The organism is Desulfitispora alkaliphila (genome assembly GCF_050433185.1).
Taxonomy (GTDB): Bacteria; Bacillota; Desulfitisporia; order Desulfitisporales; family Desulfitisporaceae; genus Desulfitispora; species Desulfitispora alkaliphila.
In genome coordinates this window covers 1-13,957 of sequence record NZ_JBNPXS010000015.1, presented here as the reverse complement: position 1 = coordinate 13,957, position 13,957 = coordinate 1, and the positions used below count along the sequence as shown (strand labels likewise).

The 13,957-nt window shown below is 35.5% G+C and carries 19 protein-coding genes and 1 rRNA gene; all 20 read right to left on the bottom strand.

The window, feature by feature from the left end:
- Positions 1-2: 2 nt before the first annotated feature.
- Positions 3-380, bottom strand: coding sequence for a nucleoside/nucleotide kinase family protein (locus GGQ84_RS07140; RefSeq protein WP_429161102.1), 378 nt, complete (start codon positions 378-380; stop codon positions 3-5).
- Between the two features lie 21 nt (positions 381-401).
- A complete protein-coding gene (locus tag GGQ84_RS07135) occupies positions 402-1,109 on the bottom strand; it encodes a PP2C family protein-serine/threonine phosphatase (RefSeq protein WP_429161099.1) in 708 nt (235 codons plus the stop codon).
- Between the two features lie 91 nt (positions 1,110-1,200).
- On the bottom strand, positions 1,201-1,599 hold the full coding sequence (locus GGQ84_RS07130) for a type II toxin-antitoxin system PemK/MazF family toxin (protein ID WP_429161097.1): 399 nt from the start codon (positions 1,597-1,599) through the stop codon (positions 1,201-1,203).
- On the bottom strand, positions 1,599-1,766 hold the full coding sequence (locus tag GGQ84_RS07125; RefSeq protein WP_429161094.1) for a hypothetical protein: 168 nt from the start codon (positions 1,764-1,766) through the stop codon (positions 1,599-1,601). The genes GGQ84_RS07130 and GGQ84_RS07125 overlap by 1 nt, the downstream gene beginning before the upstream one ends.
- 186 nt (positions 1,767-1,952) lie before the next feature.
- Entirely contained in the window at positions 1,953-2,216 is a 264-nt protein-coding gene (yajC, locus tag GGQ84_RS07120; protein WP_429161092.1) for a preprotein translocase subunit YajC, read from the bottom strand.
- 103 nt (positions 2,217-2,319) lie between these two features.
- Entirely contained in the window at positions 2,320-3,435 is a 1,116-nt protein-coding gene (gene tgt / locus GGQ84_RS07115) for a tRNA guanosine(34) transglycosylase Tgt (RefSeq protein WP_429161089.1), read from the bottom strand.
- A gap of 14 nt (positions 3,436-3,449) precedes the next feature.
- Positions 3,450-4,472 carry a tRNA preQ1(34) S-adenosylmethionine ribosyltransferase-isomerase QueA gene (gene queA, locus GGQ84_RS07110; RefSeq protein WP_429161086.1) on the bottom strand — a complete coding sequence of 341 codons (1,023 nt, stop codon included), beginning with the start codon at positions 4,470-4,472 and terminating at the stop codon, positions 3,450-3,452.
- A 7-nt stretch (positions 4,473-4,479) separates the two neighbouring features.
- Entirely contained in the window at positions 4,480-5,928 is a 1,449-nt protein-coding gene (locus GGQ84_RS07105) for a SpoIID/LytB domain-containing protein (RefSeq protein WP_429161083.1), read from the bottom strand.
- Positions 5,929-6,055: 127 nt separating this feature from the next.
- On the bottom strand, positions 6,056-7,186 hold the full coding sequence (locus GGQ84_RS07100) for an anti-sigma-I factor RsgI family protein (protein ID WP_429161080.1): 1,131 nt from the start codon (positions 7,184-7,186) through the stop codon (positions 6,056-6,058).
- 52 nt (positions 7,187-7,238) lie between these two features.
- Positions 7,239-8,012: an RNA polymerase sigma factor SigI gene (gene sigI / locus GGQ84_RS07095; RefSeq protein ID WP_429161078.1), complete on the bottom strand. Its 774-nt coding sequence runs from the start codon at positions 8,010-8,012 to the stop codon at positions 7,239-7,241.
- Positions 8,013-8,078: 66 nt separating this feature from the next.
- Positions 8,079-8,303, bottom strand: coding sequence for a DUF2905 domain-containing protein (locus GGQ84_RS07090; RefSeq protein ID WP_429161076.1), 225 nt, complete (start codon positions 8,301-8,303; stop codon positions 8,079-8,081).
- A gap of 16 nt (positions 8,304-8,319) precedes the next feature.
- The gene (gene ruvB / locus GGQ84_RS07085) at positions 8,320-9,315 is read right to left on the bottom strand and encodes a Holliday junction branch migration DNA helicase RuvB (RefSeq protein ID WP_429161074.1); all 996 of its coding nucleotides are present in this window, start codon (positions 9,313-9,315) and stop codon (positions 8,320-8,322) included.
- Between the two features lie 13 nt (positions 9,316-9,328).
- Positions 9,329-9,928, bottom strand: coding sequence for a Holliday junction branch migration protein RuvA (gene ruvA, locus GGQ84_RS07080; RefSeq protein ID WP_429161071.1), 600 nt, complete (start codon positions 9,926-9,928; stop codon positions 9,329-9,331).
- The gene (gene ruvC / locus GGQ84_RS07075; protein WP_429161070.1) at positions 9,928-10,431 is read right to left on the bottom strand and encodes a crossover junction endodeoxyribonuclease RuvC; all 504 of its coding nucleotides are present in this window, start codon (positions 10,429-10,431) and stop codon (positions 9,928-9,930) included. Before ruvC ends, ruvA begins: the two co-directional genes overlap by 1 nt.
- A gap of 94 nt (positions 10,432-10,525) precedes the next feature.
- Positions 10,526-11,110 (bottom strand): hypothetical protein, encoded by a 585-nt coding sequence (locus GGQ84_RS07070; RefSeq protein WP_429161068.1) that lies wholly within the window; start codon positions 11,108-11,110, stop codon positions 10,526-10,528.
- A gap of 81 nt (positions 11,111-11,191) precedes the next feature.
- Positions 11,192-11,947 (bottom strand): YebC/PmpR family DNA-binding transcriptional regulator, encoded by a 756-nt coding sequence (locus tag GGQ84_RS07065; RefSeq protein WP_429161065.1) that lies wholly within the window; start codon positions 11,945-11,947, stop codon positions 11,192-11,194.
- An 88-nt stretch (positions 11,948-12,035) separates the two neighbouring features.
- Complete coding sequence (nadE, locus tag GGQ84_RS07060) at positions 12,036-12,764, bottom strand: NAD(+) synthase (protein WP_429161063.1); 729 nt, start codon at positions 12,762-12,764, stop codon at positions 12,036-12,038.
- Positions 12,765-12,779: 15 nt separating this feature from the next.
- On the bottom strand, positions 12,780-12,971 hold the full coding sequence (locus tag GGQ84_RS07055) for a CooT family nickel-binding protein (protein ID WP_429161061.1): 192 nt from the start codon (positions 12,969-12,971) through the stop codon (positions 12,780-12,782).
- Positions 12,972-12,973: 2 nt separating this feature from the next.
- Positions 12,974-13,384 (bottom strand): DUF3842 family protein, encoded by a 411-nt coding sequence (locus GGQ84_RS07050; RefSeq protein ID WP_429161059.1) that lies wholly within the window; start codon positions 13,382-13,384, stop codon positions 12,974-12,976.
- Positions 13,385-13,864: 480 nt separating this feature from the next.
- Positions 13,865-13,957, bottom strand: a 5S ribosomal RNA gene (rrf, locus tag GGQ84_RS07045); the annotation flags it as partial.

The following is a 13,957-nucleotide window of genomic DNA, read 5'->3' as shown; positions in this document are numbered from 1 at the left end:
TCTTACCCCCTTGCTTTCTTTGTTTCCTTTATGAACTGTTCAATCCCACTTGATGCGACCTCTACAACTTCATCAATATCCTTTATATCAGTATTAATAACTAAGTTTGCATTTTCTCTTAAATCTCGAAGTCTTTTTCTTTGTTCATTTAAAAGATCTTCACCCCAGGAAACATGTCTCCTTTTTCTTATGGTTTCCATGGAACATTCTAGGTTTATTATGTAGTCTGGACTAGTCATTTTATACATGGTAGGACTATAGCTATGCTCCTGAGCTACTGCATGGGCATGGTACCCCTTTGCTTTTAGTCCATCAACCAAACTACTCTTCCCAGAACCGCAAACTCCTCCTACGATAATTAAAGGATAAGGTTTTGTCATAGTATTTATCACACTCATTTCTTAAGGTTTTAATGGAACTGAAATATTGAAACTTGCAACCGGATTTTTGCTATCTTTTTTTTCTACACTGGCAACCAATACACTTAAGTCATCTGTAGGCCTGTAATCATCTAATTGTAACGCACTGTTAAATAGTAACTCTGCTTTGCCATTGGCCATTATTGGTTTATCCATAACATTCCAAACCTCTTTCAGGTTCATTTTTGTTCCATTACGAAAACCTGCATCAATAAAACCGTCAGTAAATCCAACTATTGACATTCCTTCGGTTATTGGAAATTCATTGATTTCTGGCTTCATAAAACGATGGACACCAATTGGTTCTGTTTTCTTGTCTAATAAAATCTTTTCAGTTTCGGTTTTTATAAATACTGGAGTGTGACCATTTCTAGATATCAACAATGTTTCAGTCTCTAAATCAATAGATATAATTACTAGTGTCGCAGAAACCTTTCCGCTTTTAATCATGTAGAGATAATCATGGACTGCTCTAGCAACCGCTCCGTCTCGAGCACCATCAGAAAGTAGATTCATGGCTTTGGAAACGACTAAACTGCTAGTTATTTTTGCAGACTTTCCACTTCCTTGCCCATCAGCCATGATTATGGACAAACCTCCCTTAGCTCTTTCAACAACTTCAACTGTATCCCCACTTTTAGAGCTGGCATATTTATTTGTCTTCATAACGGCTACATCTAAATTAATCATAATTTACTCCTATAAAAAAATAATATTGCTTTATATTTTACATTATAATACTCAATTATGCAAAAAAAAACCAGAGTATTTTACTCTGGCCTTAAGCTTTCTTTCTATTGTCTATCCACTGCAAGGTACTCAAGCCTAGACTTAGTTTTATAGCTTCATCTACTTTCCATATAGTACTGTTGTCTACTTTGCCCAAATAATTCTCATAATTAAATTTTTCCTTACTCAATGTTCTAATCTGGAAAAATAGAGCCACATGTTCTTCTTTTAATCCTGTCGTATGGTCAGCAGGAGCTATTACACTTACAAATAATCTTTTGGCCTGAACTTTTGGTGATAAAGGTACTACTATTGTGGAGTCATACAGCCTGTTTCCTACATCATTTTGGATTACTAGTACAGGTCTGTTTAATTCTTGGCCATCTGCAGTCTTGCCCAAGCTTACTTGATATATTTCTCCTCGCTGAATGTTATGCTCATTAAAATTCACTAGTTATCTCCTCCCAAGTTTTCATAGTAGAGAAGAACTGAATTTTCTTCAAGTTCCCAAAAGTGCTCATTTTTTTCACTTAGCCAACTCTCCCATTTTTGACAATCTTTCTGTTCATTGGAGCTAGCATTCTCACTTATTGTTAAAAAACCACCTATCCAGGACACAATTTTTTTAAAAGGTAAAGGCATGTAAAACCACCCCTTATTATCAATTATTAAATTAAAATTATAATATAAGTTTCTTTTATTTGGTTCTTTTTTCCTGCAGAGATTTTTGTCATATATTTAGAAGTTATCCCATAAAAAAAAGAAAAAGGTCTCAAAAAGAGGCCTCTTTCTTAATCATCCTAATTAGTCTTCGACTATCTGTCCTACCGCTTGACGGGTAAATTTCAATTCCACATTGTCTGCGACTTTCAAGACAACGGTTTCATCGTCAATTTTCTTAATAGTGCCATATAGGCCACCAACTGTAATTACTTTAGTATTTACATTTAGAGATTCTAACATTTCTTTTCTCTGCTTTTGCTGCTTTTGTTGAGGTCTAATCAACAAGAAGTAAAGAATTGCAAAAAATACCAGCAAGTACAGTAATGCTCCTGTAATTCCTTCCATGTAAAAACTACCTCCTTTTATCGCTTAGTTTAAGTAATTTTGCCTTAAATTAGTTTCGCCATAAAAACGCCTATTCCTGTTTTATATTAAAATTTTACTCAATTTAAGCATAATATTTATTCAAAAACTCCTTCTTATAAGAAGCAAACCTATCTTCCCTAATAGCTTTTTTAATATTTTCCATCAGGTTAAGTAGGAAATGTAAATTGTGAATGGTGGTTAACCGTATTCCCAGCACTTCATTTGTCTTTATTAAGTGTCTAATATAAGCCCGCGAATAATTCGTACATGTATAACAACCGCATTCTGAATCTAATGGTTGAAAGTCAGAAGCGTGCTTAGCATTTTTCATAACTATTTTACCATTTGCAGTCATCACTGTCCCATTTCTAGCAATTCTAGTGGGTAAAACGCAGTCAAACATATCTACACCTTGGGCCACTCCTTCTAAAAGACAATCTGGTGTGCCTACACCCATCAGGTAGCGAGGTTTGTTTTTTGGCATAAGGGGGACTGTATAACTTAAAACTTCATACATTATATCTTTTGGCTCCCCAACACTTAATCCTCCTATAGCATAACCAGGAAAATCAAAACTCAAAAGCTCTTCTGCACTTTGCTTCCTCAAATCCTCATACATTCCCCCTTGAATTATGCCAAAAAGAGCTTGGTCCTCCCTTTTGTGGGCATCTTGGCAGCGCTTAGCCCATCGCGTCGTTCGCTCCAGTGAATCTTTAGCATACTCATGGGTACAGGGATAAGGTGGGCACTCGTCAAATAGCATTACTATATCCGAACCCAGATTCATTTGAATTTCTATAGATCGTTCAGGGCTAATAAAGTGGTTTGAGCCATCTATATGTGATTTAAATTGAACCCCTTCTTCTGTAATCTTTCTCAATGGTCCCAAACTAAACACTTGGTAGCCACCGCTATCTGTAAGAATCGGTCTATCCCAGTTCATAAACTTATGTAAACCACCTGCGCGAGCAATCAACTCATCCCCAGGTCTCAGATATAGGTGATATGTATTACTCAAGATAATAGAGGCTCCGATTTGCTTAAGCTCCTCTGGAGTCATTGTTTTAACAGTGGCTTGAGTACCCACAGGCATAAATACCGGCGTTTCAAAAGTACCATGACTTGTAGTAAACTCTCCCAGCCTAGCATTTGTTTCTTTACATTCCTTTTTAAGATTGTACTTGAATAGATCTTTCACACAAAATCCTCCTGCTATATTATTAGCATGGCATCACCAAAGCTAAAAAAGCGATACCGCTCTTCTATTGCTGAATTATATGCTTTCATTATCTTTTCTTTATCAGAAAGTGCACTCACTAACATCATAAGCGTAGACTTAGGGAGGTGAAAGTTAGTTATCAGGCCATCTATTACTCTAAATTGGTAGCCTGGATAAATAAAAATATCTGTCCACCCTTCACAATCACTAATTTCTCCCCTAGCAGCAGCTGTTTCTAAGGCTCTTACAGCTGTTGTTCCAACTGCAATAACTCGGCGTCCATCAATTTTAGCATTATTTATTTTCTCAGCCGCCTCTTTTGTCACCCGATAAAACTCCTGATGCATCTTATGTTCTTCTATATTTTCTACAGCGACTGGCCTGAAAGTACCAAGTCCTACATGGAGCAAAACTTCAGCCCACTCTATCTTTTTTTCTTTAAGTTCAGTAATTAACTCTTCTGTAAAGTGCAAACCTGCAGTAGGTGCCGCAGCTGATCCCTTTTCTTTAGCGTAAACTGTTTGGTATCTATCTTTATCGCTTAATTGCTTTTTGATGTAAGGAGGCAATGGCATATTTCCTAGTTTATCTAGTATTTCTTCAAATACGCCCTCATATTTAAACCTAAGGATACGACCTCCCACATCCGTAGTAGACATTACTTCTGCAACCATAGTCTCATTGCCAAAACTAATACTTGTTCCAGGTTTTAGCTTTTTACCAGGCTTCACTAAAGCATGCCAAGCATCTTTATCTTCCCGGTGCAACAAAACTACTTCCACCTTTGCACCTGTGCCCACCTTCTCACCAAGTAGCCTTGCAGGTATAACTTTACTGTTATTTGTTACAAGCAAGTCACCAGGCTGGAGAATATTAAGTATATCTCGAAATTTTTTATGACTTAATTCACCAGTTTCTTTATTGACTATTAATAAACGAGAACTATCCCTAGGTTCAACTGGCTCTTGTGCAATTAATTCTTCTGGTAAATGGTAATCAAATTCATTCAGCTTCAACTTTTATTCACCTATACTTTTCTATTGTGATTTGGCTTTTATCTTGTCCGCCATAGTAGTGTTTAATGATTTCAGTATAATTATACCCATTATTAGCCATTCCAATAGCACCCCATTGGCTCATACCTAAGCCATGCCCATGACCTTTACCAATAATTTCAATGTTTTGGAAAGTCTGGGGCATTACTCTGATGCCCCTGTCCGCACCTTTAACATAATAGTATCCCTGATCCGAGCCAATTACTCTCGGTTGGGAGGAACCTCCAATGCCAAATAAGTTTGTGCCATCATTAATTTTTTGCGCCGATCCATCACTGCCTAAAATTGTTACTTCTGAATCTAACTTTACATCAAACATAGTACTCCTAAGCCCTAAAACTGTTCTAATAAAATCTCTGTAAAAGCTCTTCTCTCCTTGGTCTCCTACGAATATTAACTCCGTAACCCTTCCAGAAGCAGTCTCCTCCGAACTATTTCTTTGATTTCTTTTAACTTGAATGTCTTGTAATTTACCTACTAATATTAATCTATCCTCCCTATCATTTGCTTTTGACTGGGTATTCCACTGTGAAATTAAATCTAACAACTCAGTTCTACTGTAATTTACAGTCCATTGATATGAGTTTGCTGGCCATGAATTTGTTTGTCTACCATACTCTAGCGCATAACTATCATAAGGCGAAGGTACCGCTTTTATGTATGGTAGTGGATTAGACCAGACATTTTCACTGTTCTCCGTATATCCTCCAGCATTGGCATGAAAATACGCTTGAATAGGACGGTTGCTACTTGCCCGATGAAAAATAACTTCTCCTCTAGTGCTGTCAACCGCGTTGATTATTCCTTGTCCATTTGGCTGTATCTCTGCATCATAGCCTCTATAAACCTGGGTCATTGTATCTATTCCAACATCATAATGGTTTCGAGTGTTAATCATACTTAATGCATAGCTCCTAGAAACCACTGCTTGAGCTTTCAAAGCTTCTTGGGGGAATCCATAACCCATTTCAGGTCCTACAACACCATATAAGTATTTTTCAATATCAAGACAATTGGTAATTAATAAACCATTTTGATACACTTCAACTCTGTAATCATCTCTATACCTTGTATTTCTATAGCTAAATAAACTTAGTTCAGCTTTATTGACAGGTTCAATATGAATTGGGCCTCTAAAGGTAATTGGTTTTGATTCTCCATTGATGATAACCTCAATGCTATTTCCAACTTTTACAAACAATAAGTTGCTGCCTTGGTCTACAAATCCTATTTTTAGGCCTGTAGCTTCATCGGTTAATTGGTAACTTCCCTCTTGAATTGATGTGTTGACGCTTGCTGTGTTGGAACTTAGACCAACTCTAACTATTGTTTTTTCTACATCTGCAAAGGCCTTAGGAAAAAAAGAAAACAAAATAAAAGCGGTTAGAATAATTATAAGTAAATTTTTTCTCGTCATATTTACACCTCAAATTTTTTAGAAATTACACGTAAAATTATTTCATTCGACATACAATCCATATTTCCTGCAAAAAACTTATAGAGCACCACATGGAAGCGGTGCTCTATAGCTAATAGTAAATATACTATTTATTATTTTCTTTTAGTTCTTCCTCATTTTCTTCATCATCTTCTACATTTTCTTCGTCTTCTTCATCTTTCTCTTTGTCATCATCTTTAGAATCGTTTTCGTTTAAAAGACTAGCTATTTCAGTTACTTTTTTGTCTTCTAGCTCTGCAATTCGCTGTTTATTTTCAGCTAATTGGTACTCATTACTTTCTCGCTCTTTATTTGATTGCTCTTTGTTTTCTGTACTTTTCTCTTGGACGTCTTTATTGTTGTTTTGAGCGATTCTAACTTCTGACTTACTACTTTCTCTTTCTTGCTCTTTTACTTCTGTTCTTTCATTTTCTTTGTTCTCATCTAATATTTCTGAGTTATAATCAGCTTCCTCTTCTAATAGCTTCTCTGTTTCGTGCTTTGCCACTTGCATATCGTCGTCATTTGTCTTTCTCTCATAACTATCTTCTAGCATCAAGATATACTTCCCAGGAGATACACCAGCTTTCTCAGCGCTTAATCTCAATTCTTCGTCTACCTTGACAGTGGAAACTAAAGTGAACCTTGCATTGTTCTCTGCTAAAGAAGTCTTAACAGTTCTAGCCAATTTATCAGCTATTTCATCAGTTAAATTTCCCTCATTGGTTTCAGCTCTAACTGAAATCATTATTCTACCTGCTTCTAATTCGTCTACATAACCGGTTTTAACTAGTTCACCTGTCAATTTTGCTATAGCTTTCTCACTTTTTAACCCTTTTAGATTCAATGATTTAATAACTTCTTGTCCTTCATAGTTTAAGCCCTTTGAGAACACTACTATATCATTGGTGTTTATCCCCAATTCAATACTAGGATTAACATCTACTGTTACATACGCTACTGTCTCACTATTTCCTGGAATGTTATTTAACATTGCGGGAGTAATAATTAATAATAGCAATACTGCTGCCACTGCTAAGCCAGCTTGTCGCCATCTAGTAAATAGAGGCTTTCTTTTGGGAACCTGATTAACAGAGAAGTTAAGTTCTGCTCCAATCTTTGGAACTGTACCATTATAACTTCTTTGAATAAATTCTCCATCTTCTGTCATCAGAATCATTTTTTGCTCACTTTCACTAACTTCCATCACTATTCCATTTTTGTTCTTCTGCTCCACTTTACCCCCCCCTTTTTTAGGGACTTTCTTTTACTTTTTTTAAAACTTTAGGTTAATTGCAATTAATATATTCCTTTAAATAATTAAATTCACCAATAATTATTAATGACACTGCTATAATATATTTTCTTTGCCTCTCTAGAGTCTTTCTTGTAACCTTTACTTCAGCCTCTAGTTGCTTGAGAGGTAATGACTTTTTTGACATCAAATACTTTTTATATCTATCGTTACCAGCAATAATCCACGCAACTCCCATAGCACGTCTTCTAGCATCATCATGCTTAGGAGATATCTGGACTAATTCACTAAAACTAATCCCATATTCTGATAAAATTTTATTGTATCTAAGAATTTCATCTTTTCTCGCCTGAGTATCTTCTAGTTCTTTAACGTGATTTTTTGCTTCTTCAGATTCTAACCTATTTGTAGTATTCTCATCATTCCCATTCTCCTCACGATCAACACTAGAAAAAGGTATTACTTTACTATATTTCCCCTCTTTGCGGAAATAGTCAATCAATCTTCTTTTTATTACAGTTTCAGCAAAAGTTAAAAAGGATACCCCTTTTTCAACTTGATAACTATCAATTGCTTCATTAAAGGCAATCATTCCAATACTAACTTCGTCATCATGGCCAATATGTAGATATCTACCACTGATATTAGAAGCTACCCTTAGAATAAATGGTGTAAACTTTTCAATTATTATTTCTCTGGCTTCTTTATCGCCATTTTTTGCTTTCACAAGAAGAGTATTAATATCTAAAGAGCTTTTCTCTTTATATTCTTCTATGGAGGAACTAGATTCTCGGATTAAGCAATCCAAATTGTTTCACCCCACTTACCATAAATTTCGAACCCCATGTTATTTTTCTTGGGGTAGATACATAAATTACCTACTAAAAAATATATTTAATAATACTGTCAAGATTATACTTATGATAATTCCTGTAGCTATGGGAAAGAAAAATGTAACATTTCCCCTTTGAATTAAAATATCTCCTGGTAGTCTACCAACGTTAAAAAGCTTTCCTAACAATAAAAACAAGCCACCTATAATTAAAAGTAGCAAACCACCAAAAACTAGCATTTTGCCAATTCCTGATAAGTCACCCACAAAGTATCACCTCAAATTATTTTCTACTAATCTTAAAGTGATTATATGCTAAGTTAGTAGCGATTCGTCCTCTTGGAGTTCTCTGAATAAAACCCATTTGCATGAGATATGGTTCATAGACATCCTCTACTGTTTCTCTTTCCTCGCTAATTGTAGCTGCCAGTGTGTCTATTCCTACAGGACCACCATCAAATTTTTGAATCATGGTTAAAATTAGTTTTCTGTCTATACTATCTAGTCCTAATTCATCTACTTCCAACATTATTAATGCTCTTGCTGCTACTTCTTGGGTTATTAAACCATTTGCTTTTACCTGAGCAAAATCTCTAACTCTCTTTAATAGACGATTAGCAATCCTAGGAGTTCCCCGAGATCGCTTAGCTACTTCCTCTGCTCCACTACTCTCAATATCCACATTTAATATTTTTGCTGCTCTTTCAACTATTTGTTTTAATTCTGCACTATCATAGTATTCTAAACGACTTATGACTCCAAATCGATCCCTTAATGGAGACGTAAGTAGACCAGCCCTTGTTGTAGCACCAACTAAGGTAAAGGGAGGTAAGTCCAATCTAATTGAACGAGCACTAGGTCCTTTTCCAATTACTATATCGAGACAATAGTCCTCTAAGGCTGGATAGAGAATTTCTTCCACCATCTTATTTAGTCTATGTATCTCGTCAATAAACAATACGTCTCTTTCATCTAAATTTGTGAGTATCGCAGCTAAATCTCCAGGTCTTTCAATGGCAGGACCAGATGTTGTCTTGATCTGTACTCCCATTTCCTGAGCTATAATATTTGCCAAAGTGGTTTTTCCTAACCCTGGAGGGCCATAAAGTAAGACATGGTCTAATGCCTCACATCTATTTCTCGCTGCCTCTATAAATATACTCAAATTCTCTTTTGTTTTTCTCTGTCCTATATACTCATCTAGTAGCCTCGGTCTAAGGCTTCCTTCTTGTTCACCATCCTCATTTTTGTAGACAGGTGAAATCAACCTATCTGACACAATTGTAGCCTCCTTATATTTTAGCTAGCATCTTTAACGACTGCTTTATAATTTCTTCTACTGTTAAGCTGTTTTTATTATTATCAGTAATTTTTAAAATTACATCTCTTATCTCTTTCGCATTATACCCAAGCTCTTCTAAAGCAACTTGAGCTTCGATTGAGTTTATTTTTTTGTCATCAACCATGACTTCATGATTACCTGCCATCACAGATTCCTGACTTACTTTATCCTTTAATTCCAGAATCATTCTCTTAGCAGTCTTTTTTCCAATTCCTGGTATCTTGGATAGTAGTGTTACATCTTCCTCGATTATAGCTTGGTGTAATATATCTAAATTAAACGATGCGATTATTGCTAATGCCACTTTAGGCCCTATGCCCGATACCTGTAATAATATTTTAAAAAAGGATAAGGTCTTCCTCTCTTTAAAGCCATATAAGCTTATATCGTCTTCTCTAACGCTCATGTAGGTATATACCATAATCTCACTATCTATTTTTCCCCAACTTGAATTATTTGGAACAAACAACTTGTACCCAACTCCGTTTACTTCTATTACTATATAATCAATCTCTACATATGATAATTTTCCCTTTAAGAACTCTAGCATTAATACTCCTCCATGCTACTTATACTGTAATTTAATTTATAGGAATGGGCATGGCATATAGCTACAGCCAAAGCGTCTGCCACATCATCTGGCTTAGGAATTTTGGGCAACCCTAGTACATTTTTCACCATTTGTTGCACTTGACCTTTCTCTGCTCTCCCATAGCCTACTACAGCTTGCTTGACTTGCAGTGGTGTATATTGTCCCAACACCAGGTTGTGATTAGCCCCTGCTAAGAGAATTACACCGCGAGCATGTCCCACAGATAAAGCTGTCCTCACATTTTTGTTAAAAAAAAGCTCCTCTACAGCTAAATGATCTGGTTTATATGTATCTATTAATTGATTTAAATCTATATATATATCTTTTAGTCTAAGTTGTAAATCTACATTTGCCTTCGTCTTAATTGCCCCATAATCAATGGCACTAAATTTATTTCCCTTAAGTTCAATTACTCCATATCCAGTTATTGCTGTCCCTGGATCAATACCTAGAATTAACATATGCATATCCTCCCAAGTTTCTATATTCTACATAGCAACAGTTAATCCTTTTATTTGAGGACATAAAAAAACTGCCAATATAATGGCAGTCAGGTTAATTCATGAATTCCTCTAAACTGTCTAAAGCTTGAAAAGCTTCTTCTTCATTTGAAAACTCTAGCTTCCCATCTTGTATTTGCTTTTTCATTTTTTTCGGCATGTACGTTAACGGTATACCTGTATAATGAGCTACCCCTATATCTGAACCAGATGGTCCGTACATCATAACAACCATGCCATCTAGTTGAGCTAAATGTCGATAGTTTTTATGCTCACTGCAAAATACATCTTTCTCCATATAAAAAACAATTTGCTCTGGACTAATGATTTGATATTCCCATCCTTGAGACTTTGGGTACCACTTATTTCTCATTTGATAAAAGGTTAAACCTACATAATCATCCATTGGTTTTAATAACCTTGTTTTTGTGTCACCACAGCTATAAATAATTTCCTCATATATGTCTGTAGAATAACCTATCTCTATTTCTTGTGTGTTTATTAAATTCACCAAGTTTATTTCTGGTTTAGTTTCATCTCTATCATTAAGGTATCCTTGTTCACCTAAAAAAAGCAAAAACATACTAAAGGCAAATGCGAAACCAAAGGTTAAATATATGTGTCGATATTTTTTCCACATATGACAACACCCCCTATAAGTAATTTTTCCCAATTTCTCCGTTTACTATACTTATCAGGGGGGGCTAATCACAGTATATTATTAATTTTCAAGCTCTGCCATTACGTCATCACTAATATCAAAATTTGAATATACATCTTGAACGTCATCATGATCCTCAAGTAAATCAAAAAGTTTTAGTACTTTTTTGGCTTGTTCAATATCAGTTACTTCAATGGTATTTTCCGGAAGCATGGTTATTTCTGAACTCCTTACTTCATATCCTGCAGACTTCAGTTCCCCTTCAACTGCATCCATATTCTCGGCTTCTGTTCTAACTTCAATCACTTCTTCTTGAACTTCCATATCTTCAGCCCCAGCATCTAAAACTATTAGCATAAGTTCTTCTTCGTCTAGATTGTCGTTCTTTTTTAATGTTATAACACCTGTGCGTTTAAACATCCATGCAACACATCCAGTTTCCCCTAGGTTACCATCATTTTTGGAAAACAGGTGTCTTATTTCTCCAGCGGTTCTATTTCTATTGTCTGTGGTCAGATTGATTAAGATTGCAATACCACCAGGCCCATAACCCTCATATACAATTTCTTCATAATCCACCCCATCAATCTCACCAGTACCCCGTTGAATTGCTCTATTAATATTATCATTAGGCATATTATTTGCTTTAGCCTTTTGAATAACTGCTTTGAGCTTAGCATTGGCTTCAGGGTCACCACCACCCTGCTTTGCAGCCACGATAATCTCTCTAGCTATTTTTGTAAATATCTTCCCCCGTTGCGCATCCTGTCTAGCTTTCTTGTGCTTAATATTTGACCATTTTGAATGTCCAGCCATCTATGCTTCCTCCTCTTATTCTCAATTACTAATTTATTTTAACATAGCAAAATAATATTATCAAAAAAAGACTGCATTTGCAGTCTTTTTATAGTTTAAGTACAGGAGGCATCTTCCTCTTATGATCGCTTTTCCGCCTAATATGTTCAATTATGTCAATTACTTCAGCTTTTCCACGACCTGTTTTTAAATACTTATCCACTTGCTCATATGAAAAACCCATTTCATCTTCATCAGTTTGACCTTCCCAGAGGCCAGCAGTCGGTGGTCTCTCTATAATGGCTTCAGGAATCTTTAAGTAGCGTGCTAGTTCTTTAACTTCTACTTTATACAAATCCCCTATGGGCTCTATATCTACACCACCGTCTCCATACTTTGTGTAATAACCTAGTTCAATCTCTGTTTTGTTGCCAGTGCCAATCACTAAGCTGTTGTACAAACCTGCGTAATAGTATAACGTGGTCATACGAAGTCTAGGCTTAATATTTACCTTCGTAAGGATGTCTGCACTTTCACCAGTGCCATTTTGGCTAACTGCACCAAGCAAGGTCTGATATGTATCCGTCAGATCTACTGTAGTATATGGTATTTCAAACTCCTCTGCGAGCCTTTTGGCGTACTCACTATCCATAGACTCACTTTCACAGGGCATTATCACACCAAATGTGTTATCTGGAAATGCTTTCTTGCATAACACAGCCACAACACTCGAATCTATACCACCACTAAGACCTAACACCGTTCCACTACATTTAGCCTCAGTTACTTTTTTGTTAATCCATTTTACAATACTTTCTGATATCTTACTGTAGTCCACATTGGTCACCTTCCTCTATACTCGCTCTAAATAAATCTTGTGCTCCAATAAGGATAATTCCTTTACTTTTGCCTTAACAATTTTTTTTTGACCAAATATATTTTCCATTACTAATTCTTCTCCTTGAGGGACCAGCTTATCTACACTTTCTAGTACTAATTCTTCTTCTCCACTTTCATTAATAAAGAACGCACTGGCTTCACACATTTTTACCCCTCCTTAATTTTTATTTTTTTTACAAGCTCTTCAACTAAATGTGGTAATGGCTCTTCTTTTACACCTATAATATCGATTCCTATTTTATTTAGTGGAATTAACAGCTTGTCAGCTCTACTTTCAGCAATTGCTTCAGCCATCCTAGGTGTAAGCTCACCCATCATAGAATTAGGAGCAACAATTGCTACTGTTCCTATTATAATATCTACTTTATCAATGTTAAATATAATAGCATTTTCACCGCTAGCTCCTTCATTGGCACCTGCTTTTAACATCAGCGATGTAGCCAAAGCATTAGTACCTAAAGCCAATATCTCTAGTTGCTCTGGAAACTCTTTTCTTATTTTTTCAACTATATATTTACCAATGCCCCCACCTTGTCCATCTACTATTGCTATTTTCATGACTATTCTCCTCTAATAAAATTCACTTACTAATTACTTCTTTGTTATTTTAATTTTTCCTGCAAAACACTAGCTTACATTATGTAACATATCATAACATTAAAGACGTATTATGGTTCAATGTTAATTAATTATTATCCTACAGGTTTTTCATAGCAATGAATAATCCCTATGTTCAAAAGAGGCAATTTTAAAGACAGAGATTATTTCAAAATACTTTTTTCATTATATGATACTCGAATAGTGAAACAAAGCCACTTAAGAGAAATTCTTTATATTCAAGTTTTCCTCAATATGTAAAATATAAAAAGAAACTTAATATTAAGTTTTAAAGTATTAACAGTATCAGTATAACATATTTAGTAGCATAAACGTATTTATTGGTTCTTAATACCAAGCTCGTACAAACTTTAATCCAATTAAAATACCATATACCGGGGATATATAAAAAAACACTCATAAAAGTGAGTGTTTCTAATTGTCTGGCAGCGACCTACTCTCCCAGGACCTCTCGGTCCAAGTACCATTGGCGCTGAAGGACTTAACTGCTGTGTTCGGCATGGGAACAGGTGT

Bases quoted from the DNA above. Each gene is read 5' to 3' on its own strand.
- GGQ84_RS07055 (WP_429161061.1), bottom strand. From the start codon at position 12,971: ATGTGTGAAGCCAGTGCGTTCTTTATTAATGAAAGTGGAGAAGAAGAA.
- GGQ84_RS07050 (WP_429161059.1), bottom strand. From the start codon at position 13,384: ATGAAAATAGCAATAGTAGATGGACAAGGTGGGGGCATTGGTAAATAT.
- GGQ84_RS07065 (WP_429161065.1), bottom strand. From the start codon at position 11,947: ATGGCTGGACATTCAAAATGGTCAAATATTAAGCACAAGAAAGCTAGA.
- ruvC (WP_429161070.1), bottom strand. From the start codon at position 10,431: ATGTTAATTCTAGGTATTGATCCAGGGACAGCAATAACTGGATATGGA.
- GGQ84_RS07140 (WP_429161102.1), bottom strand. From the start codon at position 380: ATGACAAAACCTTATCCTTTAATTATCGTAGGAGGAGTTTGCGGTTCT.
- GGQ84_RS07070 (WP_429161068.1), bottom strand. From the start codon at position 11,110: ATGTGGAAAAAATATCGACACATATATTTAACCTTTGGTTTCGCATTT.
- GGQ84_RS07105 (WP_429161083.1), bottom strand. From the start codon at position 5,928: ATGACGAGAAAAAATTTACTTATAATTATTCTAACCGCTTTTATTTTG.
- GGQ84_RS07135 (WP_429161099.1), bottom strand. From the start codon at position 1,109: ATGATTAATTTAGATGTAGCCGTTATGAAGACAAATAAATATGCCAGC.
- yajC (WP_429161092.1), bottom strand. From the start codon at position 2,216: ATGGAAGGAATTACAGGAGCATTACTGTACTTGCTGGTATTTTTTGCA.
- ruvA (WP_429161071.1), bottom strand. From the start codon at position 9,928: ATGCTAGAGTTCTTAAAGGGAAAATTATCATATGTAGAGATTGATTAT.